This window comes from Amycolatopsis ponsaeliensis (assembly GCF_030182635.1).
Lineage (GTDB): Bacteria > Actinomycetota > Actinomycetes > Mycobacteriales > Pseudonocardiaceae > Amycolatopsis > Amycolatopsis ponsaeliensis.
Window position 1 is genome coordinate 1 of the sequence record NZ_JAPZLD010000046.1, and the last position, 22,590, is coordinate 22,590.

Here is a 22,590-nt window from a genome sequence, read left to right on the forward strand (position 1 = left end):
CCAGACTGAACAGCCGCTGCCATAGGCTGGCCTTGCGCACGCCGTTCCCCGATCACTTGGTTGCTGACCTTCGACAAGCCAGAAACTAAGCCGGACAACGGCGTGCGCCTTCATGCCACGCTCAACCACCCACACATCGGTACGAAGAGCCACTTAAGAGCCATGAAGGTGCCCCTCATGGCATTCGGCAGCCCTGCCGGAGTTGTCTAGACCACCCGTTCGTAGGTAGTCAGCGCTTTCCCCCGGTCCCTATCGTGGACGGACACGCCGCGTTCGCCCTCAACGACGATGGGAGCCGGTATGTCCGGTCGTAGAACCCGCTTCTTCGGAACCCTCCTGGCGGCGGTGCTGGCCGTCCCGCTGCTCGTGCCGGCCCCCGCGCAGGGGGCGGTGTCGGCCGGCACGTGCGCGGTGAAATCGCGGCCCGCGGGCAAGGTCCTCCAGGGGTACTGGGAAAACTGGGACGGCGCCGCGAACGGCGTCCACCCCGGCATGGGCTGGGTGCCCATCACCGACAGCCGCATGGCACAGCACGGCTACAACGTCATCAACGCCGCCTTCCCGGTGATCCGGTCCGACGGGACCGTGTTGTGGGAGAACGGGATGGACGCCGGCGTCAAGGTGTCGACGCCCACCGAGATGTGCGCGGCGAAGGCCGCGGGCGCCACGCTCCTGATGTCGATCGGCGGCGCGGCGGCCGGCATAGACCTGTCTTCGTCGGCGGTGGCCGACAAGTTCGTCGCGACGATCGTGCCGATCCTCAAGGCGTACAACTTCGACGGGATCGACATCGACATCGAGACCGGCCTGACCGGCAGCGGCAACATCAAGACGCTCTCGGCGTCGCAGTCGAACCTGATCCGGATCATCGACGGCGTCCTCGCGCAGATGCCGTCGAACTTCGGGCTGACGATGGCGCCGGAAACCGCGTACGTCACCGGCGGCAGCATCACGTACGGCTCGATCTGGGGCGCGTACCTGCCGATCGTCAAGAAGTACGCGGACAACGGCCGGCTGTGGTGGCTGAACATGCAGTACTACAACGGGTCCATGTACGGCTGCTCCGGCGATTCGTACCAGGCCGGGACCGTGCAGGGCTTCACCGTGCAGACGCAGTGCCTGAACCAGGGGCTCGTCATCCAGGGCACGACGATCCGGGTGCCGTACGACAAGCAGGTCCCGGGTCTGCCGGCCCAGCCCGGCGCGGGTGGTGGATACCTGTCGCCGAGCCTGGTTTCCCAGGCGTGGCGGTCGGTTCCGGGGATCAAGGGCCTGATGGACTGGTCGATCAACTGGGACGGCTCGAAGGGCTGGACCTTCGGCGACAACGTCAAGTCGTTGCAGGGCCGCTGAGACGTCGTGAGCGGTAGGGCGGTTTCCGAGCCGCCCCTACCACTCACGAGTCGCCAGCTCGGAACGGACGACTTCCAGGAGCCGCCCCAGCCAGTTGGCGCCGCTCGAGCTCCAGTACTTCGAAGCCCAGTCGTCGTAGAGCAGGCGGGCGTCACCCGTGCCCAGCAACGTCGCCGCCATCGCCGGGTGGCGCTCGAACTTCTCCCGCAGCAGCGCGGCCATCACCCCCAGCCGGGCCGCCGGCCAGCCCGGCCGCCGGGGCGCCTCTTCGCCGAGGGTCCGGGCGTCGAGGCCACGGGAGGCGGCGGCGATCCGATCGTGCCGGCCGGCGTCGGCGGCGGACAGCGCCCAGTAGGCGTGCATGACGCTCGCGTACTCCCGCCCGCCGTGTGTCACCGCCGCCGGGTAGTCGGTCTGCAGGACCTCGAGACCCGCCGGATCGGGCCAGCCGCTCGGGTAAACGGTGCCGCCCACGACCAGCGGGACGGTCGTCTCCGGTCCGTCCGCCACCCGCCGCGCCTGCTCCCTGGCGACACCGGCCTCGCTCCGGCGGAAGTAGTCGAGCGCCCGCTCCCGGACCTCCGGGGTCACCGTGAGCGTCGCGCCTTCGCTCCGGGCCGGGATCGTCTCGCCCACCTCGGCGAGCAGGATCCGCACCGGGACGTCGTTCTGGTCCATGTCGCCGAGCATGAAGATCCGCCGGTGTTCGGGCACCGCGTGGTACCGCTGGCGGACGATCTCCAGGTTGGCCGGGCTCGGCTCGGCGGCATACGCGGCCAGTGCGTCCCGGCAGCGCCCGGAGGAATCCGGGCGGTCGTTGAGCCGATCCACCTCGTCGGAGAGGTCCGCGATGAGGAGTTCGGGTGTCAACCAGGACTCCAGCCGCGCGGTGCCGGCGGCGGTGCCGTTCACGATGACCCTCGCGTCCTCGGGTGGGGTCAGGGTCAGGGTGCCGTCGGCGAATGCGGTGCGGAGGCCGTCGAAGTCGGTCGTCTCCCACGGCCACTCGACGACGCCGTCGGCGTAGACGGCGAGAGTGGTCAGGCTGCAGCTGTCGTGTTCGTTGACGAAGATCAGGCGTTGCCGCCCCTGGACGACGTCGTCCTCGACGGGGCGCCAGGTCGGAGTGGTGTCCGGCATGCGGCAAGCCTAGGAGTCGCCGGCCGGGATGGGGTCGTCGTACTCGCCCGACGGGCCGGCGTACGCACGGCCGTTCGGGAACGGCCACGGGTTCGGGACGCAGCCGTGCAGCCCGAGCGTCTGCTGCTCCATCACCGGCGCCGGCCGGCCCGGGCCCGGGCACAGCTCGTGGCCGTGGCCGAGCCGGTGCCCGGTCTCGTGGGTGACCATGTACTGGCGGTAGACGTCCAGCGGGGCGCCGTAGTTCGGGACGGCGTTGGCCCAGCGGGCGACGTTGAGCACGACGTTGCTGCCGTTGCGGCAGGACGTGTAGCCGTCCGGGGAGCCGCCGCACAGCTTGTCGCGGCTGGCCGGGGTGGCCAGGTAAATGGTGAAGTCGGCGTCGTCTTCGGGCCCGACCTGCTGCAGCCGCCACTCGCCACCGCCGGTCCAGCCACGCGGGTCGCCGAGGATGCCGCGGATGGCCTTGGCGAACGCGGCCGGCCCGACGCCGTCGATGTCGGTCTCGAGCGCGATCCGGTAGCGCATGAGCTTGCCCTGCGTGCCCGCCACCTCGTCGCTGCCCGGGGTGAACATCCACTGGCCGGAGCCGGTCCGCGGGAAGGTGACGGCGACCTCGGCGTTCTGCTGCACCGGCTGCTGCGGTTGTTCGGCGGGCGGCGGCGGCAGCGCGGTGGCATCCCCGATGGCGGTGACGATCGGGCCGGCCGCGGGCGCGGCGACGGGCTGCTGCTCACAGGCGGTGAGAGCACCGACGACCGCCAGCGCGAGCACGGCGACGGCCGCCGCCCGTCTCGCGGTTTTGGACATGATCCCTCCCGGATTCACCCTCACCGGGAGATACGGCCGGCAACGCGGAAAAGTTGCGGTGACGTCCGGCGCCGGAGCGTCACCGCAGCTCAGCACACCCTAGTGTGACGACGACCACTCAGGACAGGAACTTGCGCAGGACTTCGGTCACCTGGCGGATCTCCGCCGTCCGGACGTTCTCCTGCTTGGTGTGGGCCAAGGTCGGGTTGCCCGGGCCGAAGTTCACCGCCGGCATCCCCAGCGCCGCGAAGCGGGCCACGTCCGTCCATCCCAGCTTCGCCGCCGCGCGGCCGCCCGCCGCGGCCACCAGTTCCGCCGCCGCCGGGGCCGACAGCCCCGGCAGCGCACCCGGCGAAAGGTCCACAACGGACAGTTCGTAGCCGTCGAACACCTCGCGCACGTGACGCTCCGCCGCCGCCGGGTCGCGGTCCGGGGCGAAGCGGTGGTTCACCGTCAGCACCGCCGAATCCGGGACCACGTTGCCCGCCACGCCGCCGCCGATCGACGTCGCCTGCAGGCCTTCGCGGTACGTCAGCCCGTCGATGTCCACGACCCGCGGCGTGTACTCCGCCAGCCGCCGCAGGGGCTCGGCCAGCGCGTGGATCGCGTTCTCCCCCATCCACGCCCGCGCGGTGTGCGCGCGCTTGCCCGCGAGCCGCAGCTCGACGCGCATCGTGCCCTGGCAGCCCGCCTCGATCACGCCGTTCGACGGCTCGCCGACGATCGCCAGGTCGCCGGCCAGCCACTCCGGCAGCTCGCGCTCGATCCGGCCGAGGCCGTTCTTGACCGCTTCGATCTCTTCGTTGTCGTAGAAGACAAAGGTGACGTCGTGCTTCGGCTCCGGCAGCGTCGCCGCGAGGTGCAGGAACACCGCGTCGCCGCCCTTCATGTCGACCGTGCCGAGGCCGTGCAGGATCTCGTCGTCGCCGGTGCCTTCGCGCCGCGAAGGCAGATTGCCGTTTTCCGGCACGGTGTCCAGGTGCCCGGCGAGCACGACCCGCGACGCGCGGCCGAGGTTCGTGCGCGCGAGGACCGCGTCGCCGTTGCGGGTCACTTCGAGGTGCTGCGCCTGCTTCTCGAGCGCTTCCTGCACGAGCGTCGCCAGCTCGGCCTCGCTGCCCGAGACGCTGAAGACGTCCACGAGCGCGGCGGTCAGGTCGACGGGGTCGGCGTGCAGGTCGAGGCTCATGCCCGGCACGCTACCGTGAGGGTGTGCGTAGGTTCCCGGTCGCCGTGGGCGGCGCGTTGCTGGTCCTGGTCCTGTCCGGCTGCGGAAACGAAGCCGGCCCGACCCCCAAGCAGGGCGGCGAACCCGGCCCGGACGCGCTCCCGACGAAGCTGGACGCGCTGACCGCGGACCAGTGCTTCGCGAGCCCGCGCACCCAGCTGCCGAAGGGCTGTGAGAAGTACGTCACGGAGGTCGCCAACGTCCCGGGCACGGCCCGCAAGCGCGCGGACGACCGCGACCCGCAACTGGTCGCCGAAGCCGACAAGCTGGACACGGCAGTCAAGGCGTTCCGCAGCGCCGGGTGCACGACCGTGCCCGACGCGGGCGGCCCCTGCACGCAGGCGCTGGTCGACGTCGCCGCTGCTCTGTCCGGTCTGAAGAAGCAGGTCGACGCCCGGCCCACGACTGGTTGATCCGCGTCACTCGACTACCGTGTGGGCCGTGAGCGAGCAGAGCCCGAACCCCGAAACGACCGGCGCCAGCGGCGTCGGGCTGGCCACCGTCGCGACCGACGGGACGGTCCTCGACACCTGGTACCCGCAGCCGAAGTTGACCGACGGCGGCACCGCGGGCACGGAACGGCTGAGCAAGGAAGAGGCCACCGAGGTGCTCGGCGAGGCCGCCGCGGCGCTGCTCGGCCCGGACACCGACCGCGGGGTCGAGGTCGTCGCCGTCCGGACCACGATCGGCAAGCTCGCCGACGCCCCGGCCGACACGCACGACATGTACCTGCGGCTGCACCTGCTCTCGCACCGGCTGGTCCGCCCGCACGGCCAGAACATCGACGGCATCTTCGGCCTGCTGGCGAACGTCGTGTGGACCAACCACGGCCCGTGCCCGGTCGAAGGCTTCGAGACGACGCGGCTGCGGCTGCGCTCGCGTGGCGCGGTGACCGTCTACAGCGTCGACAAGTTCCCGCGGATGGTCGACTACGTCGTGCCGGCCGGCGTCCGGATCGGCGACGCGGACCGCGTCCGGCTCGGCGCGCACCTGGCGTCCGGCACGACCGTGATGCACGAGGGCTTCGTGAACTTCAACGCCGGCACGCTCGGCGCGTCGATGGTCGAGGGCCGGATCTCGGCCGGCGTGGTGGTCGGCGACGGCTCGGACGTCGGCGGCGGCGCGTCGATCATGGGCACGCTCTCGGGCGGTGGCAAGGAGACGATCTCGCTGGGCGAGCGCTGCCTGATCGGCGCGAACGGCGGCGTCGGGATCTCCCTGGGCGACGACACGGTCGTCGAGGCCGGGCTGTACGTGACGGCGGGGACGAAGGTCGTCGTCGACGGCAAGGTCGTCAAGGCCCGCGAGCTCAACAACGTCTCGGGCGTGGTCTTCCGCCGCAATTCGGGCACCGGCGCGGTCGAGGTCGTGCCGCGCACGGGGTCCGGCGTCGAGCTGAACTCGATCCTGCACGCGAACGACTGAGCGGCGGAATTCACTTAGTATTCATGGGGTGACCACCGATTCGTTGCCTCGTACCCCGGCCGAGCTGGGCCTGCCGGAGCTTCCGGTCGAGGCGGGCCCGGCGGATCCGGCGGTTCACCACGTGCGGGCCAAGCTCGACCGGGAAATCCGCGCGCTGCTCGCGTACGAACCGGGTACGCGCTCGGGCGCCGACCCCGAGGACCTGCACCAGATGCGCGTGGCCCTGCGGCGGATGCGCAGCGTGCTCAAGCTGTCCGGGCGGCTGGTCGGGGACGGCGCCGAGCCGGTGCGCGCGGAGCTGGGCTGGCTCGGGCAGTCGCTCGGCGAGGTGCGGGACCACGACGTCCTGATCGGGCACGTGCGCGAGGTCATCGCCGACTTCGAGGTCCGCGACCAGCCCGCCGGGCGCCGGCTGGTGTCCCTGTTCGTCACCGAGCGCGCCGCGGCGAAACGGCGGCTGACCCGGGCGCTGTCGAGCGCGCGCTACTCGACGTTGCTGCAGGAGGTCAGCCTGCTGACCCGGGGCACGCCGGCCTCGACGGCGGCGGAAGAGCGGCACGACCTGGTCGCCGGGCTGGCGAAGCCGCACCGCAAGCTCTCGAAGGCCGTCCGCGCGCTGCCCGCCGACCCGCCGGACGACGACCTGCACGCCCTGCGCATCCACGGCAAGAAGCTGCGCTACGCCGCCGAGCTGGCCCAGACGTCGGCGAAGAAGAAGCGGGCCAAGCGGATCAAGAAGCTGATCAAGGCGACGCGGGACTTCCAGACGGTGCTCGGCGACCACCAGGACGCGGTGATCGCGGCCGAGCGGATGCGCACGGTGCTGGAGACGGCGGACGGCGAGGTCGGCTTCGTCGCCGGCCGGATCGCCGAGCGCGAGCTGGCCCGCCGCGCCGAGGCCCGGGCGACCTGGCGCGCCTCCTGGGCCGCGGTCGACGACGCCGCGAAGGCCCTGCACGCCTGACCGGGTGCGCCTGCCGAAAGGTCTTGAATGAGTCATTCAGGACCTCCGAAGACCTGAATGACTCATTCAAGACGTGCGGAGCCGGGCATTTCGGCCGCCCTGGACCCGGTGCCGAGAGCCGTAGGCTCGGCTGATGGCGACGGCACTGACCCTGGGCATCGGCGGCGTGGTCCTGCTCTTCCTGGTCATCCTCACGGTCGGCGTCCTGCTGGGCCGCCGGGTGCGGCGCGGGCGGAAGCTCGGGCGCTACCCGTACCGCGCCAAGCCGAACGGCACCTACGACAACTCCACGCACGGCGGGATGTCGTGATCAGTCGATCGTCCAGACGTACCCGTCCGGCCGGATGAGCACCCGCCGGCCGCCCTCGGCCTCGTACGCCGCGTACGCGTGGCCACCCTCGTCGACCAGGTCGGTGCCCGTCGCGACGCTGCCGGCCGGCAGGATCCGGTACCCCTCCGAAGGCCCGTCGCCGAAGACCAGCTCCGTCGCGTGCGGGCCGCGGAACAGCTCGAACAGCCGCACGCGCTTGCCGTTCGCGTCGACCAGCGGCGCGTCCGGGGCGCGGTCACCGGGCCGCAGCGCGCCGGTGCCGGCCGGGGACAGCGGGCCGCCGCGGTAGCTGATGTCCAGCTGCTGGGTGTCCTCGCCGCGCTTGTGCGCGTCCTCGTCGCCGTCGACGTACTTCTGCATCAGCTCCGTCGAAATCCCCAGCACCCGCGCCGCGTTCGCGCGGCGCTCGGCCTCGTAGCTGTCGATCAGCTCGGGTGAGCCGTCGGCGAGCTTCCAGCCCAGGTTGTAGCCGTCTCCGACGCCGGTGTTCAGGCCCTGGCCGCCGGTCGGCGGGTGGACGTGCGCCGCGTCGCCGGCCAGGAAGACCCGGCCGTCGCGGAAGCGCGCCGCGAGCCGGACGTTCGGCCGCCACACCGTCGACCAGGCCAGGTCGGACAGCTTGACGGTGCCGCCGCTCAACGCGTCGAGCCGGGCCTGGACCGCGGGCAGGGCCGTCTCGACGTCCAGCTCGCCGTCACCGAGCGGCGCGCCGAACTGGAACCACGGCGTGCCCGGCAGCGGGCTGAACATCATGCCGCTCATCGGGTCCTCCGGCGCCGCGAACCAGTGCCCGTACGCGCGGTCCAGCCCCTCGGCGTGGACGTCGCCGAGCAGCATCCGGATCGACTCGTCGGTGCTGCCCTCGAACGCGATCCCCAGCGTCTTGCGGACGAAGCTCTTGCCGCCGTCGGCCCCGACCAGGTACTCGGCGCGGACGGTCTCGCCCGTGCTCAGCGTGGCCGTGACACCGTCGGCGTCCTGCTCGAAGCCGGCCAGCGCGGTGTTCAGCTCGACGCGCACGCCGAACTCGGCCAGCCGGTCGCGCAGGATGCCCTCGGTCTGCGACTGGCCGAGGAACCAGCCGGTCGGGTACGGCTTCGCCGGCGTCGGCTCGACCGGGTCGAACATCATCCGCTCGCCGACGACCTCGCCGCCGAGGTGGATCTTCATCGGCACCGGCGCGGCCCCCGCCGCGAGCACCGCGTCGAGGACGCCGAGGTCCTCGAAGACCTCCAGCGTGCGCGGCTGGAGCCCGTCGCCGCGCGAGCCCACGAAGTACGTCTCGGCCTTGTCGATGATCCGCACGGCGACGTCGCGCCGCGCCAGCTCGATGGCCAGCGTCAGCCCGGTCGGCCCCGCCCCCGCGATCAGCACCCGAGTGTCCATCTCGTCCTCCCAGTGAATTGAAATTCAGTGAATCTGGATTCAGAATGGCACTGCTAGCGTCCGGCGTCAAGGAGGTGGCGGTGAACCGCAAGGAGAAGGCAGCCGAGACCGAGACCGCGCTGAAGGCGGCGGCCCGGCGCGTGTTCGCGCGGAAGGGCTACCTGAACACGAAGATCACGGACATCACCGCCGAGGCGGGCCGCGCCGCGGGGTCGTTCTACAACCACTTCGCGGGCAAGGAGGAGCTGCTCGAGTCACTCCTCGCCGACATCGCGGCCTCAGGCGACGAAAGCGCGCTGACCGAGGGGCACCTGTCGGACTTCAGCGACCCGGCGGCGGTGCGCTGGCACGTGGCCCAGTACTGGGACTTCTACAAGGAGCACGCGTCGACGATGCAGGCGCTGCGCCAGGCGTCGATGGTCAACGACGCGTTCGCCCGCACGCTGGCAAGCTTCGGCGCGACCCAGGCATCGGACCTCAACGGCCACCTGGCACACGTCACGGCGGCCGGGATGCGGCTGCCGGCGAGCACGGAGCTGTCGATCGCGATGATGTACCAGCTGGTCGACAGCTTCGCGCAGATGTGGCTGCTCGACCCGGCCCCGGCCGGGTGGGCACCGCCGACCGACGAAGAGGCGATCGAGGCACTCACCCGGTTCGTCTACCGCGGGTTCACGGGCCGGGACTACTAGGCGGCGCGCTCATCGCCGCCGCCAGGAACGTGATCGCCCAGCGCCGGGCCGGTTCGCCCGCCGCCGGGGACCGGCAGTCCGGCGACGTCTCGTTGTAGCCGTCGACGCGGTCCACCGCCGCCACGGCGAGGATCCCCCGGATCCGGAACCACAGCTCCCCCGCGGAAAGGCCGGGCAGCGCCTGCCCGAAGGCCGCCAGGTAGCGATCGCGGATCGTCGCCTCGGCCGAGCCGGTCCAGGCACGCATCTCCTCGGCCGGGTCGCCGAAGATCCGCATGATCAGCCGGGACGTCCGGGCGCCGCCCTCGTCGCCCGCCAGCATCGCGTCGAACAACGGTCCCGCGAAGGCCTCGACCAGTTCGGCGACCGGCGGGTCCGGGGTCCGGGCCAGCAGCCGGTCGAGCCCGGCGGCCTGGGCGACGTTGATGGGTTCGACCACCCGGCGCACGACCGCGGCCAAGAGCTCCGCCTTCGAACCGAAGTGGTACCCGATCGCGGCCAGGTTCGCTCCGGCGAGATCGGTGATCGCGCGGACCGAGGCGCCGCGGAAACCGTGCTCGGCGAAGAGGCGTTCGGCCGCGTCGAGGAGCTGGGAGCGGGTGTCGGGTGGCGCCACGTGTGGCTACTATACGGACGTATGAATCAAACGAACGTATGAATGAATGAGGTCGTCATGAAGCTGCTCGTTTACGGCGCCGGGGTCACCGGCAGCGTGGCCGCCGCCCGCATGCACGAGGCCGGGCACGACGTCTCGCTCCTCGCCCGGGGAGAACGCCTGGCCGCCCTGCGCCGGCACGGCGTGCTGCTCGCCGAGGAGGACAGCCCGGACGTCAAGCGGGTCGGGGTGCCGGTGGTCGAGCACCCGGCCGGCGGGTACGACCTGATCGCCGTCTTCGTCCGCGCCCATCAGGTCGACGCGGTGCTGGAGTCACTCGCCGACGTCGAAGGCGACGTGCTGTTCCTGCTCAACTGGGCCGCCGGCGCGGAGCCGCTGGGCGCGGTGCTCGGTCACGAGCGGGTACTGCTCGGCTTTCCCTCGGACGGCGGCACGATGGACGGCGATGTGGTCCGCCACCGCGCGGCCGGCCCGCTGACCCGCCTGGTCCCGATACCGATCGGCGAACCCGACGGCCGGCTCACCCCGCGCGTGGACCGGATCGTGCGGACGTTCCGCCGCGCCGGGATCAACGCCAAGGCCCAGCCGCGGATGGACGCCTGGCTCAAGACGCACGCCGCGTTCGAAGTGCCGCTCGGACAGGCGGTGGAGGCGGCCGGCGGTCCGGTGGCGCTGGCCGGCGATCCGGCCGCGGTCCGCGGCATGCTCCGCCTCATGCGGCGGAACCTGGGCGCCCTGCCGATGCCGCTGGTCCCGCGCGGGTTCGTCGCGTTGCGGGCCCTGCCGGAAGGACTGCTCGTGGCCGTGCTGCGGCGCTTCTTGCGGAGCTCGACGGCCGTGCACAGCGGGCTCAGCAGCACCGCGCCCGCGGCGACGGCCGAGCTCGATCGGCTGGCCGAACAGCTCCGTGCGTTGACCGCGACCGCCGGGCCTCAGGCGGGGTCCGGCCAGGCGTCGACGACTTCGACGTGACGCAGCCCCGAAGACGCGCTGATGTGCCGAAACCAGGCGGCACACTCGGGCACCGTGTCGATCGACCGGGCCGCTTCCTCAGCCTCGGCGCGACTGCGCCACAGGACGACGTCCAGCCAGCGGCCGTCGTCCTCGCGGGTCAGGTACGCGGCGAGGCAGCCGGGGAACCGCCGGCGCATCGCCTCGACCATCGCCGGGCGCTCGGCCACCAGCCGGTCCACCGCGGCGTCTTCGACCCGGAACCGGGCCAGCTCGATCGTCGTCACAACCGCAACCTAGCCGGGAGCACCGACAGTTTCGGTCTTAAGCGGTGAGGCGCTCCACGGCGGAGTCGACGCGCTCGTCCGTCGCGGTCAGCGCGACGCGGACGTGCTTGCCGCCCTTGGGGCCGTAGAACGTTCCCGGGGCCACCAGGATCCCGCGGTCGGCCAGCCACTCGACCGTCGCCGAAGAGGACTCGTCCCTGGTCGCCCACAGGTACAGCCCGGCCTCGGAGTGGTCGATCCGGAAACCGTTGTCCTGCAACGCCTTCCGCAGCGCCAGCCGGCGCCGGGCGTACCGCTCGCGCTGGGCGGCGAGGGCCTCGTCGTCGGTCAGGGCGGCGACCATCGCCTCCTGGACCGGGCGCGGCACGATCATGCCCGCGTGCTTGCGGATCTCCAGCAGCTGCGCGATCAGCTTCGGGTCGCCGGTCAGGAACCCGGCGCGATAGCTGGCCAGGTTCGCGGACTTGGACAGCGAATGCACCGCGATCAGGCCGTCCATCCGGCCGTCGCATACGTCCGGATGCAGCACCGACAGCGGCGAGGTCTCCCAGCCCAGAGCCAGGTAGCACTCGTCGGACACCACGACGACGTCGCGCTCGCGGGCCCACTCGACGACCTTGCGCAGGTGCTCCACCGGGAGCACCTTGCCGGTCGGGTTGGACGGCGAGTTCAGCCAGATCATCGCGGGCTTCTGCGGGCCGAGCGCGGTCAGGCCGTCGGAGCGCAGGATCGACGCGCCCGCCAGCAGCACCCCGACCTCGTACGTCGGGTAGGCCAGCTCCGGGATGACCACGACGTCGCCGGGACCGAAGCCGAGCAGCCGCGGCAGCCAGGCCACGGCCTCCTTCGACCCGATCGTCGGGAGCACCGCGTCCGCCTCGATGCCGGTGATGCCGTGCCGACGGCCCAACGCGGCGATGGCCGCCGCGCGCAGGGCCGGGATGCCGTGCGTCGTCGGGTAGCCCGGGATGTCCGACACGGACGCGAGCGCGTCGCGGATGCCGGCCGGGACCGGGTCGACCGGCGTGCCGATGGAGAGGTCGACCACCCCGCCGGGGTGCGCGCTCGCCTTGGCCTTGACCTCGGCGAGCGAATCCCAGGGGAAGTCGGGCAGCGCGACCCGGCTCATTCGCCCTGCGGGGGCAGCGCCTTGATGAACGCCGGGTCGTGCGCGGTCTTGCCCACCTTGGACGCGCCGCCGGGCGAGCCCAGCTCGTCGAAGAAGTCGACGTTGGCCTTGGTGTAGTCCGACCAGTTGTCGGGGACGTCGTCCTCGTAGTAGATCGCCTCGACCGGGCAGACCGGCTCGCAGGCGCCGCAGTCGACGCACTCGTCGGGGTGGATGTACAGCATCCGCTCGCCCTCGTAGATGCAGTCCACGGGGCACTCGTCGATACACGCCTTGTCGAGCACGTCGACGCAGGGCTCGGCGATCACGTAGGTCACTGCGCACTCCTGCTTTTCTCTGCAAACAGCCAGTCGTGGCCGACACTACGCGGTTCGGCCACCCGTTCGGTTGGTGAGGCAAGCCTTAGCCATACCCCGGGTATGGCGCGTGCTCACCTCTCCCGGCGGCGCGAGGGCGGGGTGGCCCGGGCGTCGCCGGTGATGACGAAGCGCGGCTTGGGCGCCTCGTCCGCGTCATTTTCGGGCTTCTTCTCCCCCACGGCGCGGTTGAACCCCTCGGAGATCTCGTCGACGAGCTTCTCGTTGTGCCGCTCGTCCTTGCGCTGGATGCCCACGGCCCACCTCCTCGGAAAATCCGCTCCGCGTCGTTCGCGGCCTTGGGGACAATCTAGCCGTGAACGCACCCGAGACGCTCGAAATCGCCTGCAGCAGAGCATGGCCGCCACTGCTCGAAGAACCCTTGGGGAACTGGCGGCTGCGCTGGGCGGACGGGTTCACCGGCCGCGCGAACAGCGCACTCGCCGTCGGCGACCCCGGCCGGCCCGTCCCCGAGGCGCTGCGCGCGGTGTGTGACTTCGCCCACGATCGGGGGATTCAGCCGATGGTGCAGGTGATCCGCGACAGCCCGAACGAGCACGCGATCGTCGCCGAGGGCTGGTCCCAGGCGACCCGGCACCACCGCGGTCACGAGGTCGTCGTGCTCACCGCCCCGCTCACCGGCACATCCGCGCTCGACGGCGTCGAAGTGCACGACGAGCCGACGCCCGCCTGGTGGGAGCTCACGCTCGGCCCCGGCGAGGACACCGAGGCCGCCCGGAGCGTCCTGACCGGCGGGAAGGTCGGCTACGGCGTCGCGACGCTCGACGGCGCCACCGCCGGCGTCGTGCGCGGGGCCCTGGTCGACGGCTGGCTGCACGTCGGCCGCCTCGAGGTCGACCCCGCCTTCCGGCGCCGCGGGCTCGCGTCGGCGCTGATGGGCGCCCTGCACGCGTGGGGTGCGGAACACGGAGCGGACCAGGCGGTGTTGCAGGTGGCGGAGGGGAACTCGGGCGCGCTCGCGCTCTACGCGGGGCTCGGCTACGCCCCGCACCACAGATACCGGTACTGGGTGCCCGCACCCGGCTCGTGCGAGGATTCGACGTCGTGAAGATCGTGGTAGTGGTCGGCGGAGTGGGCGGGGCCCGCTTCCTGCTGGGTGTCAAGGCGGCTTTGGGCATGCCCGCCGAAGGAAGTTCCAGCTCGGAGCACGAGGTGACGGCGCTGGTCAACACCGGCGACGACGTCTGGATGCACGGGCTGCGGATCTGTCCCGACCTGGACACCTGCATGTACACGCTGGGCGGCGGGATCGACAAGGACCGCGGCTGGGGGCACTCGGGCGAGACCTGGGTCGTCAAGGAGGAGCTGGCCGCCTACGGCGCCGAGCCGAGCTGGTTCGGCCTCGGCGACAAGGACATCGCCACCCACCTGATCCGGTCGCGGATGCTGCGCGCGGGCTACCCGCTCTCGGCGGTGACCGAGGCCCTGTGCGACCGCTGGCAGCCCGGCGTCCGGCTGCTGCCGATGTCGGACGACCGCGTCGAGACGCACGTCGTCATCGACGACCCGGAGCAGGACGGCCAGCAGAAGGCCGTGCACTTCCAGGAGTGGTGGGTGCGCTACCGCGCCGAGCCGAAGGCGCACTCGATCGTCGCCGTCGGCGCCGACGAGGCCAAGCCCGCGCCCGGCGTGCTCGACGCGCTCAAGAACGCGGACGCCGTGCTGTTCGCGCCGTCGAACCCGGTCGTGTCGGTGGGCACCGTGCTGGGCGTGCCCGGGGTCCGGGACGCGCTGCGCAAGACGTCAGCGGGTGTCGTCGGGGTGTCGCCGATCATCGGCGGCAAGGCGCTGCGCGGGATGGCCGACGCGTGCCTGACCGCGATCGGCGTCGAGACGTCGGCGGAAGCGGTGGGCCGGCACTACGGCTCGCGCAAGGCCGACGGCGTCCTCGACGGCTGGCTGATCGCGGAAGGCGAGACGGCGGACGTGCCGGGTGTGACCGTCCGCGACGTCCCGCTGCTGATGTCCGATGTGGACGCGACCGCGGCGATGGCCCGCGCCGCCCTCGAACTGGCCGGAGCCCCTGTTGACTGACCACGCCTCCCCCAAGCTCGAAATCCTGCCCGTCAGCGGGCTGCCGGAGTTCCGCCCCGGCGACGACCTGACCGGCGCGATCGTCAAGGCCGCGCCCTGGCTGCGCTCCGGTGACGTCCTCGTCGTGACCAGCAAGATCGTCTCGAAGGCCGAAGGCAGGCTCGTCAAGGTGCCCGCCGACCCCGAGGTCCGCGACGCCGAGCGCCGGAAGCTCGTCGAGCGCGAAGCCATCCGGGTGGTCGCGCGGATCGCGCGCACGGTGATCACCCAGAACCACCTGGGGATCGTGCAGGCGGCGTCGGGCATCGACGCGTCGAACGTCGAGGGCGACGAGGTCGCGCTGCTGCCGGCCGACCCGGACGCGTCGGCCCTGGCCCTGCGCAACGGGTTGCGCGAGCGGATCGGCGTCGAGGTCGCGGTGGTCGTCACGGACACGATGGGCCGCGCGTGGCGGGTCGGGCAGACCGACGCCGCGATCGGCTCGTCCGGGCTGCGCGTGCTGCACGCCTACCGCGGCGAGGTCGACGGGCAGGGCAACGAGCTGGCCGTCACCGAGGTCGCGGTCGCCGACGAGCTCGCCGCGGCCGCCGACCTGGTCAAGGGCAAGCTCGGCGGCACGCCGGTCGCGGTCGTGCGCGGCCTGGACATCTTCGACGACGGCTCGACGGCGCGGAACCTGGTCCGCCCGCTCGAGGAGGACCTCTTCCGGCTGGGCACGAACGAGGCCATCGAGCAGGGGCGGCGGGCTGCGGTGCCGGCCCGGCGTTCGGTGCGGCAGTTCGCCGACGAGCCGGTGGACCCCGCCGCGATGCGCCGCGCGGTGGCCTCCGCACTGACCGCGCCCGCACCGCACCACACGCACCCGGTGCGGTTCGTGTGGCTGCGCGACGGCGGGAAGCGCAAGCAGCTGCTCGACGCGATGCGCGAATCGTGGCAAGCCGACCTGAACGGCGACGAATTCACGCCGGAGCAGGTCGCGAAACGGCTCAACCGCGGCGACATCCTTTACCGGGCCCCGGAAATCGTCATCCCGTTCCTCGTGCCGGACGGCGCGCACACCTACCGCGACGCCCGCCGCAACGACTGCGAGAAGACGATGTTCACCGTCGCCGGCGGCGCCGCGGTGCAGGGCCTGCTGGTCGCGCTGGCGGCCGAAGGGCTCGGTTCGTGCTGGATCGGGTCGACGATCTTCGCCGCGGACATCGTCCGGGACGTCCTCGGCCTCGGCGAGCGCTGGCAGCCGCTCGGCTCGGTCGCGATCGGCGTCCCCGCGTCGGACCCGGGCCCGCGCGGGCCGATCACCCCCGGGGAAGGACTGCTGGAGCTGTGAGCCTGCACGAAGACGCTGTCACGACGCTGGATTCGTGGCGGCCCGCCCTCGCTTCCCAGGAGTCGCTGCGGCAGGCGTTCCTCGGGTTCCTCGCGGCACGCGAGGATTCCTGCCGCCGCTCGTGCGAGGCCGGGCACCTCACGGCGTCGGCGGTGGTCCTGGACCACACCGGAACGCGGGTGCTGCTCACGCTGCACCCGCGGGTCGGCCGCTGGCTGCAGCTCGGCGGGCACTGCGAACCTTCCGACGTCTCGCTGGCCGGGGCCGCCCTGCGGGAGGCCACCGAGGAGTCCGGCATGGCCGGGCTGCGGATCTCCGCCGAGCCGGTGCACCTGGACGTCCACCCGATCACGTGCTCCCTCGGCGTGCCGACGCGGCACTTCGACGTCCGGTACGCGGTGCACGCCCCGGCGGGGGCTTCGCCGGTGCGCAGCGACGAGTCCGACGACCTGCGGTGGTGGCCGGCCGACGCGCTCCCGGCGGGGTCGGAAGATCTCGCCGATCTGGTGAAAGCGGCCGTTCCTGTCGGTGCCGGGCACTAGCCTGGGGCCCGGAGGGAGGACCACATGGCTACGCAGTTCCTCGAGCGGGTGCACTACCACTCAGGCAGCGGTGGGGACAGCGGGGTGTTCGGCTACATCGTCGTCGGCCTGCTGATCCTGGCGATCATCGTGTTCGTGATCGTGGTGGCGGTCCGGGTGTCGAAGATGCGCCGCGAAGAGGCGATGAAGAACGGCGGGCAGTTCCCGCCCGCGGCGAACTTCCCGCCGCAGCAAGGGTTCGCGCCGCCGCCGGGATCCGCGGGGTTCCCCGCGCCGCAGCAGCCGTATCCGCCGCGGCAGGGTTTCGCGCCGCAGCAGCAGGGGTTCCCGCCTTCGCAGCCGGTTCCGCAGCAGCCCGGGTACCCGCCGTCACAGCCGATGCCCCAGCAGCAGTACGCGCCGCAGGGGCCGTACGGGCAGCGGCCGCCGGGCCCGGGAGCGGGTCCGCAGAGCTGGTGATCATCCCCTTCGACAGCGGTTCGCCCGTCCCGCCGTTCGAGCAGGTCCGGTCCGGGCTCGCGACGCGGATCAACGACCGTTCGCTGGCGGTCGGCACGAAGCTGCCCACGGTCCGGCAGCTCGCGGCCGACCTGGGGATCGCCCCGAACACGGTGGCCCGCGCGTACCGCGAGCTGGAGGAAGCCGGGCTGATCGAAACGCGCGGCCGGGCGGGCAGCTTCGTCGCGGCTTCGGGCGACCAGAGCCGCCGCCGCGCCCAGCAGGCCGCGGCCGAATACGCTGCGCTCACCCGCAAGCTGGGCCTGGCCGACGCGGAAGCGCTCGCGATCGCCCGCGCCGCACTCGACGAAGGGAAGAGCTGATCACCGAATGAGCGTGCTGTTGCTCCTGATCATCCTGGTGCCGATCGCTCTGGTCGCGACGGTGGTGGTCGTCCTGATCACCGTGAACAACAAGCCGAAGCCGCCGCCGTACCCGCCGCAGCAGGGGTACCCGGGTTACCCGCCGCCTTATCCGCCCCAGCCGGGCTATCCGAGCCAGCAGCCGCCGGGATACCCGCCGCAGCAGGGATATCCGGGCCAGCAGCCGTACCCGCCCCACCCGGGTCAGCAGCCGCCCTACCCGCCGCAGCAGTAGCCGGGTGCCATGAAGGGCACCCTCATGGACGTAAAAGCCATGAGGGTGCCCTTCATGGCATTCCGGGTCGTCACATCGCGCGGTAGTCGCGCAGCTCGATCCGCGGCCCGAACCGTGGCCGCCGGTGCCCGGCCGCCTCCAGGTACCGCACCGCCCGCTGCCGCTGTGGGGCGTACGGCGCCAGCACCTCCGCCATCCCCGCGTCGTCGAGTTTCAAGCCCAGCACGGCGTTCCCGACCATCGACGGGATGTTGTAGTCGCCGAAGCTGACCGCGTCCGGGTCGCCCCACGCGCGCTGGGCGACCTCCGCCGCCGTCCACACGCCGATCCCCGGCACGTGCCGCAGCAGGTGACGCCCCGCCAGGCCGCCCAGCTCCACCGCCCGCTCCAGGTGACCGGCGACGCGCGCGGCGTTGAGCAACGCCGTGCGGCGCTTGATGTCGACGCCCGCGCGGTGCCAGTGCCAGTCCGGCAGCGACCGCAGCGCCACCGGCGTCGGCGGCACGCGCAGCCGTTCCGGCCCCGGGCCGGGCGCCGGCTCACCGAATCGGCGGCACAGCTCGGCCCACGACCGGATCGCCTCCTTGCCGGTCACCTTCTGCTCCAGCACCGCGAGCACCAGCCAGTCCCACACCACGCCGGTCGCGCCGAGCCGCAGCCCCGGGTTCTCCCGCCGGGCGCGCGCGACGACGTCGTGGTGCGCGACGAACTCGGAGTCGTCGTCGTTCGCGCCGAGCAGCGCGGGGACGCCGGTGAGCAGCCGGTCCGCACCGTCACCCCAGGCCGCGGCCTCGATCCGGCCGTCGGTCAGCTTGCGCAGGGCCAGCGTGCCCGGGCCGTCCGGCGTGTTCGACGCGAGCCACGTGATGCCGCGCTCGTCGGTGAGGATGTTGAGCGATCCGCGCCCGCGCTTCAGCGGACCCAGGACGCCGCCCAGGTCGACCTCGAACGCGGGACGCCAGTACATCGCTAGGCGTCGCTCGAGAAGCGGACGGAACCGTCCGGCAGCACGACGTCCGGCCAGATCCGCGCGCCGTCGAGCAGCTCGCAGCCGGCGCCGACGGACGCGCCGTCGCCCAGCACGACCCCGCGCAGGACGGCACCGGCGCCGACGCGCGCGCCGTGCCCGAGCACCGAGCGCTCGACGATCGCGCCTTCGGACACCGCGGCGCCGTCGAACAGCACCGAGCCGTCGATCTTCGCGCCGGAGCCGACCACGGCCGCGACGCCGATGGTCGAACCACCGGACAGCTGGGCGTCTTCCGCCACGGAAGCGCCGTCGAGCACCAGGAAGTCGCCGGACCGGCCGGGCAGCGCCGACGTCGGCGCCACGCCCCGCACCAGGTCGGCCGACCCGCGCACGAACGCCTCCGGCGTGCCGACGTCCAGCCAGTAGGACGCGTCGACGAAGCCCTGGATGTGCGCGCCCTGCTCCAGCAGCTGCGGGAACGTCTCGCGTTCGACCGACACCCGGCGGCCGGTCGGGATGGACTCGATCACCGGACGGCGGAAGACGTAGCAGCCGGCGTTGATCTGGTCGGTCGGCGGGTTCGGCGTCTTCTCGAGGAACGCCTGGACGCGACCGGTCTCGTCGGTCGGCACCGAGCCGAACCGGCTCGGGTCGGGCACGCGCTGCAGGTGCAGCGTGACGTCGGCCTCGGACTCGCGGTGCACCCGCAGCTGCTCGCCGAGGTCCGAGCCGGAGATGATGTCGCCGTTGAAGACGATCACGTGGTCGGCCCGCAGCTTGTCGTAGACGTTGCGGATGGCGCCCGCCGTGTCGAGCGGCTCCTCCTCGACGACGTACTCGAGGTCCAGACCGATCGACTTGCCGTCGCCGAAGTACTCCTCGAACACCTCCGCCCGGTAGCTCGTGCCCAGCACGACGTGCCGGATCCCGGCCTCGCGGATGCGCGAGAACAGGTGGCTGAGGTAGGGCGTCCCGGCTGTCGGGAGCATCGGCTTCGGTGCCGAAAGGGTCAGTGGCCGCAGGCGCGTGCCCTTGCCCCCGACCAGCACGACGGCGTCGATCTCGACCTCGGACGTCACGGAAATCTCCTCTTGTATCACGCACCGCTGAGCGACAAGCCGCGGGAAACCCTGACGGAGGTCGCCCGGAGGGCCTACCCTAGACAGGAAACAGGCGGGCCTTTCCCCAGAGGGCCCCGGGTCAGTCGGGAGGCCGAGGGGATGGACCCCCGCGATCGGGCGGACGCCCTGCTCGCACGAGCCCAGGCGCGCGGTGTGTTCGTGGTGACGCCGGACAGCGCCATCTCGCCGATGGACGCCTCGAACACGCAGCAGATACCGCGGGCGCAGATCGACGGCCTCGACAGAAGCCAGGACCCGGACACGACCACGCAGCTCCCGGCGTCGCTGATCGAGGAGAACGACCACCCGCTCGCGGGCGCGTCGCCCACCCGGCGGCTGGAGGCTTCCGGCGGCTCGCGGCGTCCGCAGGCGACCACCCCGCTGAGCACGCCGCCGTCGCCGACGACACCGATGAAGACCCCGGTGACGACGCCGCTGGCCCGCCGGCCCCAGGCCGAGCCGATCACGAGCCCGCTGAAGGAGCCGGACCCGGAGGACACCGGCCTGGTGCCGACGGTGACGCAGAACAACGGCAGGTCCGACCTTTCGCGCCGGCTCGACGGGATCTAGCGGGTCTCCAGCTTCAGCCGGAGCTTGAGACCGAGCTTGGCCGCGGCCAGGACCGGCTTCCAGGCGAGGCCCTGGTGGCGGTCGGCGAGGTAGCGGTAAGCGCTGTCGTGGTGGGCCTTGAGCATCTTCTCCGACGCCTGCGACGTCGAGTGCCCGCCCTCGTGGGTGACGCTCGCGGACGGCGCGTAGACGTTCAGCCAGCCGGCCTTCGCCAGCCGGTCCCCGAGGTCGACGTCCTCGAAGTACATGAAGTAGCGCGTGTCGAAGCCGCCGACGGAGTCGAACGCCTCCCGGCGGATCAGCTGGCACGAGCCGGACAGCCAGCCCGACGTGCGCTCGACCGGCGTGCCGGTCTCCTGGCGGTACTGCTTCGTCCAGGGGTTGCCCGGCCAGACCTTCGCGAAGGCGGCATGCCCGATGCCGCGCCCGAAGGAGGGCAGCAGCCGCGCCGAGGGGTAGACGGTGCCGTCGAGATCGTGGATGAGCGGCCCGAAGGCACCCCCGCGCGGCCACCGGCTCGCGACGTCGAGGAGCGCGTCGAGCGAACCGGGCTCCCATTCGAGGTCCGGGTTGACGACGACGACCCAGCCGTAGCGGTCGTCCAGCTCGGCGACCCCGCGGTTGGCGGCGGTCCCGTAGCCGACGTTCTCCCCGATGCTGAGCAGCTGCACGTTCTTCCGGTTGGCGGTGGCCCGTTCGAGGGCACCCTCGACGGAAGCGTTGTCCGCGACGACCACCTTGACCTCGCGCTCGGTGGCCTTCTCGAGGGTGTCGAGGAACCGCCCGATGGTGTCCTCGGAGAAGTAGGTCACGGTCACGACGCCGACTTCGTCGCCATAGCGGGAGTGCTCAGTCACCCGGCCATTGTCCACCGGTCACCCAACGCGACCCCGCCACCCCGCGCCGGGTGACGGAAGGGTCGACACGCGTGATCAGGAAGCCGACACGCGTGATTGGGGAGTCGACACACCGCAGGCAGCCGAGTCCCGCCGTGTCGACCCCTCAATCACGCGAGTCGACCCTTCAATCACGCGTGTCGGCTCTCGGATCACGTTCAGCGGGTGCGGAGGTGGCGGGACCAGGCCTTCGCGTAGGCCTCCCGGTGCCGCTCCGCGGTAGTCGCCCACGAAAACTCCTTCGCGCGCTGCTGAGCCGCCGTCGCCAGCTCGGACCGGCGGCCCGGGTCCGCCAGCAGCTCCGCGAGACCCGCCGCCACGTCGCCCGCGCCGACGCCGCAGTAAGCCACCGCGTCGCCACCGACCTCGGGCAGCGACAGCCGCCGTGTCGTCAACACACAGGCCCCGCACGCCATCGCTTCCAGCACCGGCAGCCCGAAACCCTCGCCCAGCGACGGGTAAGCCACCAGCGAAGCCCCGCCGAGAAAGCCGGCCAGGGTACTGAAGGGCAGATATCCTGCCCGGATCACGCGCAGCCGGTGCGGGACCGCGTCCAGCGCCCGCTCCACCTGCGTGTCCCACCCCGGCTGCCCGGCCAGCACCAACGCCGGCGCGTCCCGCTGCCCCGACACCGCCCGGGCGAACCCGCGGATCAGCGCCGGCACGTTCTTGCGCGGCTCCAGCGCCCCGAGGAACGCCACGTACGGCGTGCGGCCCAGACCGACCGCCGATCGGGCGGCCGCCACCTCGGACGGTGACGGTGGGTGAAAACGCTCGGTGTCGACGCCGTGGTGAATGACTTCCAGTGAAGCGTGCCGCACCGGGCCGACGCGGGTCAGCTCCGCCGCCGTCGCCGCCGAGGGGACCACGCACAGCGTCGCGCGCCGGAGGGCCGTCGCCGTCCACGCGCGGAAGAAACGAGCCTTCACCGACGAATGCAGCACGGCGTCGGTGAAGAACGTCGCGTCGTGCAGCGTGACGACCGATGCCGCCGACGTGGCCAGCGGCATCGTGTAGTGCGGCGAGTGGACGACGTCCGCGCCGAGGCGGCGCACCAACCGGGGCAGGGTCGCCTGCTCCCAGGTCAGCCGCGCCGTGCGGGTGGTCGTCGACGGCGAAGCGGAGACGACGCGGGAGCGCGGCGCCAGCCGATCGTAAAGCTGCAGGTCCCGGGGCTGGCAGACGACGGTGATCCGCGCCCCGTCCGCGTCGAGCGCGGCGACGAGCGAGTCCACGTACCGCCCGACCCCGCCGCGGTCCGCGGGAACCGCGGTCGCGTCGATCAGGACCCGGGGATCATCGCTCACCCCTGCAGGGTACGGCGGCAACCCTGCGTCATGGTG

At 72.1% G+C, this 22,590-nt stretch carries 28 protein-coding genes; 15 read left to right on the forward strand and 13 right to left on the reverse strand.

What is annotated here, in order from left to right; genetic code table 11:
* Positions 1-300 precede the first annotated feature (300 nt).
* Positions 301-1,353: a chitinase gene (locus QQ657_RS44485; RefSeq protein WP_284748425.1), complete on the forward strand. Its 1,053-nt coding sequence runs from the start codon at positions 301-303 to the stop codon at positions 1,351-1,353.
* 36 nt (positions 1,354-1,389) lie between these two features.
* Here QQ657_RS44485 and QQ657_RS44490 read toward each other — a convergent pair whose 3' ends face one another.
* The 3 genes from QQ657_RS44490 to dapE all read right to left on the reverse strand — a co-directional run bounded on the left by QQ657_RS44490 (position 1,390) and on the right by dapE (position 4,492).
* Positions 1,390-2,493, reverse strand: coding sequence for an NADAR family protein (locus QQ657_RS44490; protein ID WP_284748426.1), 1,104 nt, complete (start codon positions 2,491-2,493; stop codon positions 1,390-1,392).
* A gap of 9 nt (positions 2,494-2,502) precedes the next feature.
* Entirely contained in the window at positions 2,503-3,303 is an 801-nt protein-coding gene (locus QQ657_RS44495; protein ID WP_284748427.1) for a DUF3152 domain-containing protein, read from the reverse strand.
* A 118-nt stretch (positions 3,304-3,421) separates the two neighbouring features.
* Positions 3,422-4,492 carry a succinyl-diaminopimelate desuccinylase gene (dapE, locus tag QQ657_RS44500; protein ID WP_284748428.1) on the reverse strand — a complete coding sequence of 357 codons (1,071 nt, stop codon included), beginning with the start codon at positions 4,490-4,492 and terminating at the stop codon, positions 3,422-3,424.
* A 44-nt stretch (positions 4,493-4,536) separates the two neighbouring features.
* On the opposite strand from dapE, the gene QQ657_RS44505 reads away from it, so the two are divergent.
* The 4 genes from QQ657_RS44505 (at position 4,537) to QQ657_RS44520 (ending at position 7,230) form a co-directional block, all read left to right on the forward strand.
* Complete coding sequence (locus QQ657_RS44505; RefSeq protein WP_284748515.1) at positions 4,537-4,944, forward strand: hypothetical protein; 408 nt, start codon at positions 4,537-4,539, stop codon at positions 4,942-4,944.
* 28 nt (positions 4,945-4,972) lie between these two features.
* Entirely contained in the window at positions 4,973-5,956 is a 984-nt protein-coding gene (gene dapD, locus QQ657_RS44510; protein ID WP_284748429.1) for a 2,3,4,5-tetrahydropyridine-2,6-dicarboxylate N-succinyltransferase, read from the forward strand.
* A gap of 28 nt (positions 5,957-5,984) precedes the next feature.
* Complete coding sequence (locus tag QQ657_RS44515) at positions 5,985-6,920, forward strand: CHAD domain-containing protein (protein WP_284748430.1); 936 nt, start codon at positions 5,985-5,987, stop codon at positions 6,918-6,920.
* A 133-nt stretch (positions 6,921-7,053) separates the two neighbouring features.
* Complete coding sequence (locus tag QQ657_RS44520; protein ID WP_284748431.1) at positions 7,054-7,230, forward strand: hypothetical protein; 177 nt, start codon at positions 7,054-7,056, stop codon at positions 7,228-7,230.
* Here the strand turns inward: QQ657_RS44520 and QQ657_RS44525 are convergent, their stop codons facing one another.
* Positions 7,231-8,637, reverse strand: coding sequence for an FAD-dependent monooxygenase (locus tag QQ657_RS44525; protein WP_284748432.1), 1,407 nt, complete (start codon positions 8,635-8,637; stop codon positions 7,231-7,233).
* 44 nt (positions 8,638-8,681) lie between these two features.
* Here QQ657_RS44525 and QQ657_RS44530 point away from each other — a divergent pair, with 44 nt between their 5' ends.
* Positions 8,682-9,329: a TetR/AcrR family transcriptional regulator gene (locus tag QQ657_RS44530; RefSeq protein ID WP_284748433.1), complete on the forward strand. Its 648-nt coding sequence runs from the start codon at positions 8,682-8,684 to the stop codon at positions 9,327-9,329.
* Here QQ657_RS44530 and QQ657_RS44535 read toward each other — a convergent pair.
* On the reverse strand, positions 9,310-9,945 hold the full coding sequence (locus tag QQ657_RS44535) for a TetR/AcrR family transcriptional regulator (protein ID WP_284748434.1): 636 nt from the start codon (positions 9,943-9,945) through the stop codon (positions 9,310-9,312). The two genes, QQ657_RS44530 and QQ657_RS44535, sit on opposite strands and share 20 nt — an antisense overlap.
* Positions 9,946-10,002: 57 nt before the next feature.
* Between QQ657_RS44535 and QQ657_RS44540 the strand changes: the two genes are divergently transcribed.
* On the forward strand, positions 10,003-10,917 hold the full coding sequence (locus QQ657_RS44540; RefSeq protein ID WP_284748435.1) for a ketopantoate reductase family protein: 915 nt from the start codon (positions 10,003-10,005) through the stop codon (positions 10,915-10,917).
* Here QQ657_RS44540 and QQ657_RS44545 read toward each other — a convergent pair.
* The 4 genes from QQ657_RS44545 to QQ657_RS44560 all read right to left on the reverse strand — a co-directional run bounded on the left by QQ657_RS44545 (position 10,878) and on the right by QQ657_RS44560 (position 12,925).
* The gene (locus tag QQ657_RS44545) at positions 10,878-11,183 is read right to left on the reverse strand and encodes an antibiotic biosynthesis monooxygenase (RefSeq protein WP_284748436.1); all 306 of its coding nucleotides are present in this window, start codon (positions 11,181-11,183) and stop codon (positions 10,878-10,880) included. The two genes, QQ657_RS44540 and QQ657_RS44545, sit on opposite strands and share 40 nt — an antisense overlap.
* A 37-nt stretch (positions 11,184-11,220) precedes the next feature.
* Entirely contained in the window at positions 11,221-12,312 is a 1,092-nt protein-coding gene (gene dapC, locus QQ657_RS44550; RefSeq protein WP_284748437.1) for a succinyldiaminopimelate transaminase, read from the reverse strand.
* A complete protein-coding gene (gene fdxA / locus QQ657_RS44555) occupies positions 12,309-12,629 on the reverse strand; it encodes a ferredoxin (RefSeq protein WP_003083029.1) in 321 nt (106 codons plus the stop codon). The genes dapC and fdxA overlap by 4 nt, the downstream gene beginning before the upstream one ends.
* 113 nt (positions 12,630-12,742) lie before the next feature.
* Positions 12,743-12,925 (reverse strand): hypothetical protein, encoded by a 183-nt coding sequence (locus QQ657_RS44560; RefSeq protein ID WP_284748438.1) that lies wholly within the window; start codon positions 12,923-12,925, stop codon positions 12,743-12,745.
* Positions 12,926-12,984: 59 nt separating this feature from the next.
* On the opposite strand from QQ657_RS44560, the gene QQ657_RS44565 reads away from it, so the two are divergent.
* The 7 genes from QQ657_RS44565 to QQ657_RS44595 are packed head-to-tail and all read left to right on the forward strand — an operon-like array spanning position 12,985 to position 17,690.
* The gene (locus QQ657_RS44565; protein WP_284748439.1) at positions 12,985-13,737 is read left to right on the forward strand and encodes a GNAT family N-acetyltransferase; all 753 of its coding nucleotides are present in this window, start codon (positions 12,985-12,987) and stop codon (positions 13,735-13,737) included.
* Positions 13,734-14,723, forward strand: a complete 990-nt coding sequence (gene cofD, locus QQ657_RS44570) for a 2-phospho-L-lactate transferase (protein ID WP_284748440.1) — start codon at positions 13,734-13,736, stop codon at positions 14,721-14,723. Before QQ657_RS44565 ends, cofD begins: the two co-directional genes overlap by 4 nt.
* Complete coding sequence (locus QQ657_RS44575) at positions 14,659-16,053, forward strand: coenzyme F420-0:L-glutamate ligase (RefSeq protein WP_284748441.1); 1,395 nt, start codon at positions 14,659-14,661, stop codon at positions 16,051-16,053. Before cofD ends, QQ657_RS44575 begins: the two co-directional genes overlap by 65 nt.
* Complete coding sequence (locus QQ657_RS44580; RefSeq protein ID WP_284748442.1) at positions 16,050-16,595, forward strand: NUDIX hydrolase; 546 nt, start codon at positions 16,050-16,052, stop codon at positions 16,593-16,595. The genes QQ657_RS44575 and QQ657_RS44580 overlap by 4 nt, the downstream gene beginning before the upstream one ends.
* A gap of 24 nt (positions 16,596-16,619) precedes the next feature.
* Positions 16,620-17,054: a hypothetical protein gene (locus QQ657_RS44585; RefSeq protein WP_284748443.1), complete on the forward strand. Its 435-nt coding sequence runs from the start codon at positions 16,620-16,622 to the stop codon at positions 17,052-17,054.
* Positions 17,051-17,416: a GntR family transcriptional regulator gene (locus tag QQ657_RS44590; RefSeq protein ID WP_284748444.1), complete on the forward strand. Its 366-nt coding sequence runs from the start codon at positions 17,051-17,053 to the stop codon at positions 17,414-17,416. The genes QQ657_RS44585 and QQ657_RS44590 overlap by 4 nt, the downstream gene beginning before the upstream one ends.
* Before the next feature lie 7 nt (positions 17,417-17,423).
* Positions 17,424-17,690 (forward strand): hypothetical protein, encoded by a 267-nt coding sequence (locus QQ657_RS44595; protein ID WP_284748445.1) that lies wholly within the window; start codon positions 17,424-17,426, stop codon positions 17,688-17,690.
* Positions 17,691-17,760: 70 nt separating this feature from the next.
* On the opposite strand, the gene QQ657_RS44600 is transcribed toward QQ657_RS44595, so the two are convergent.
* A complete protein-coding gene (locus QQ657_RS44600) occupies positions 17,761-18,657 on the reverse strand; it encodes a DNA-3-methyladenine glycosylase family protein (protein WP_284748446.1) in 897 nt (298 codons plus the stop codon).
* Positions 18,658-18,659: 2 nt separating this feature from the next.
* On the reverse strand, positions 18,660-19,739 hold the full coding sequence (gene manB, locus QQ657_RS44605) for a mannose-1-phosphate guanylyltransferase (RefSeq protein WP_284748447.1): 1,080 nt from the start codon (positions 19,737-19,739) through the stop codon (positions 18,660-18,662).
* Between the two features lie 141 nt (positions 19,740-19,880).
* Between manB and QQ657_RS44610 the strand changes: the two genes are divergently transcribed.
* Positions 19,881-20,351: a hypothetical protein gene (locus QQ657_RS44610; protein WP_284748448.1), complete on the forward strand. Its 471-nt coding sequence runs from the start codon at positions 19,881-19,883 to the stop codon at positions 20,349-20,351.
* Here the strand turns inward: QQ657_RS44610 and QQ657_RS44615 are convergent.
* Both QQ657_RS44615 and QQ657_RS44620 read right to left on the reverse strand, forming a co-directional pair.
* Entirely contained in the window at positions 20,348-21,208 is an 861-nt protein-coding gene (locus QQ657_RS44615; protein ID WP_284748449.1) for a glycosyltransferase family 2 protein, read from the reverse strand. The genes QQ657_RS44610 and QQ657_RS44615 overlap by 4 nt on opposite strands.
* 197 nt (positions 21,209-21,405) lie before the next feature.
* On the reverse strand, positions 21,406-22,554 hold the full coding sequence (locus tag QQ657_RS44620; RefSeq protein ID WP_284748450.1) for a glycosyltransferase family 4 protein: 1,149 nt from the start codon (positions 22,552-22,554) through the stop codon (positions 21,406-21,408).
* Between the last annotated feature and the right edge of the window lie 36 nt (positions 22,555-22,590).

What these genes read in the sequence shown, in the direction of transcription:
- QQ657_RS44575 (WP_284748441.1), top strand. Translation starts at nt 14,659, where the DNA reads ATGTGGACGCGACCGCGGCGATGGCCCGCGCCGCCCTCGAACTGGCCG.
- dapC (WP_284748437.1), bottom strand. Translation starts at nt 12,312, where the DNA reads ATGAGCCGGGTCGCGCTGCCCGACTTCCCCTGGGATTCGCTCGCCGAG.
- QQ657_RS44585 (WP_284748443.1), top strand. Translation starts at nt 16,620, where the DNA reads ATGGCTACGCAGTTCCTCGAGCGGGTGCACTACCACTCAGGCAGCGGT.
- dapE (WP_284748428.1), bottom strand. Translation starts at nt 4,492, where the DNA reads ATGAGCCTCGACCTGCACGCCGACCCCGTCGACCTGACCGCCGCGCTC.
- QQ657_RS44520 (WP_284748431.1), top strand. Translation starts at nt 7,054, where the DNA reads ATGGCGACGGCACTGACCCTGGGCATCGGCGGCGTGGTCCTGCTCTTC.
- QQ657_RS44595 (WP_284748445.1), top strand. Translation starts at nt 17,424, where the DNA reads ATGAGCGTGCTGTTGCTCCTGATCATCCTGGTGCCGATCGCTCTGGTC.
- QQ657_RS44600 (WP_284748446.1), bottom strand. Translation starts at nt 18,657, where the DNA reads ATGTACTGGCGTCCCGCGTTCGAGGTCGACCTGGGCGGCGTCCTGGGT.
- QQ657_RS44485 (WP_284748425.1), top strand. Translation starts at nt 301, where the DNA reads ATGTCCGGTCGTAGAACCCGCTTCTTCGGAACCCTCCTGGCGGCGGTG.
- QQ657_RS44490 (WP_284748426.1), bottom strand. Translation starts at nt 2,493, where the DNA reads ATGCCGGACACCACTCCGACCTGGCGCCCCGTCGAGGACGACGTCGTC.
- QQ657_RS44530 (WP_284748433.1), top strand. Translation starts at nt 8,682, where the DNA reads ATGGCACTGCTAGCGTCCGGCGTCAAGGAGGTGGCGGTGAACCGCAAG.
- QQ657_RS44495 (WP_284748427.1), bottom strand. Translation starts at nt 3,303, where the DNA reads ATGTCCAAAACCGCGAGACGGGCGGCGGCCGTCGCCGTGCTCGCGCTG.
- QQ657_RS44610 (WP_284748448.1), top strand. Translation starts at nt 19,881, where the DNA reads ATGGACCCCCGCGATCGGGCGGACGCCCTGCTCGCACGAGCCCAGGCG.
- QQ657_RS44525 (WP_284748432.1), bottom strand. Translation starts at nt 8,637, where the DNA reads ATGGACACTCGGGTGCTGATCGCGGGGGCGGGGCCGACCGGGCTGACG.
- QQ657_RS44540 (WP_284748435.1), top strand. Translation starts at nt 10,003, where the DNA reads ATGAAGCTGCTCGTTTACGGCGCCGGGGTCACCGGCAGCGTGGCCGCC.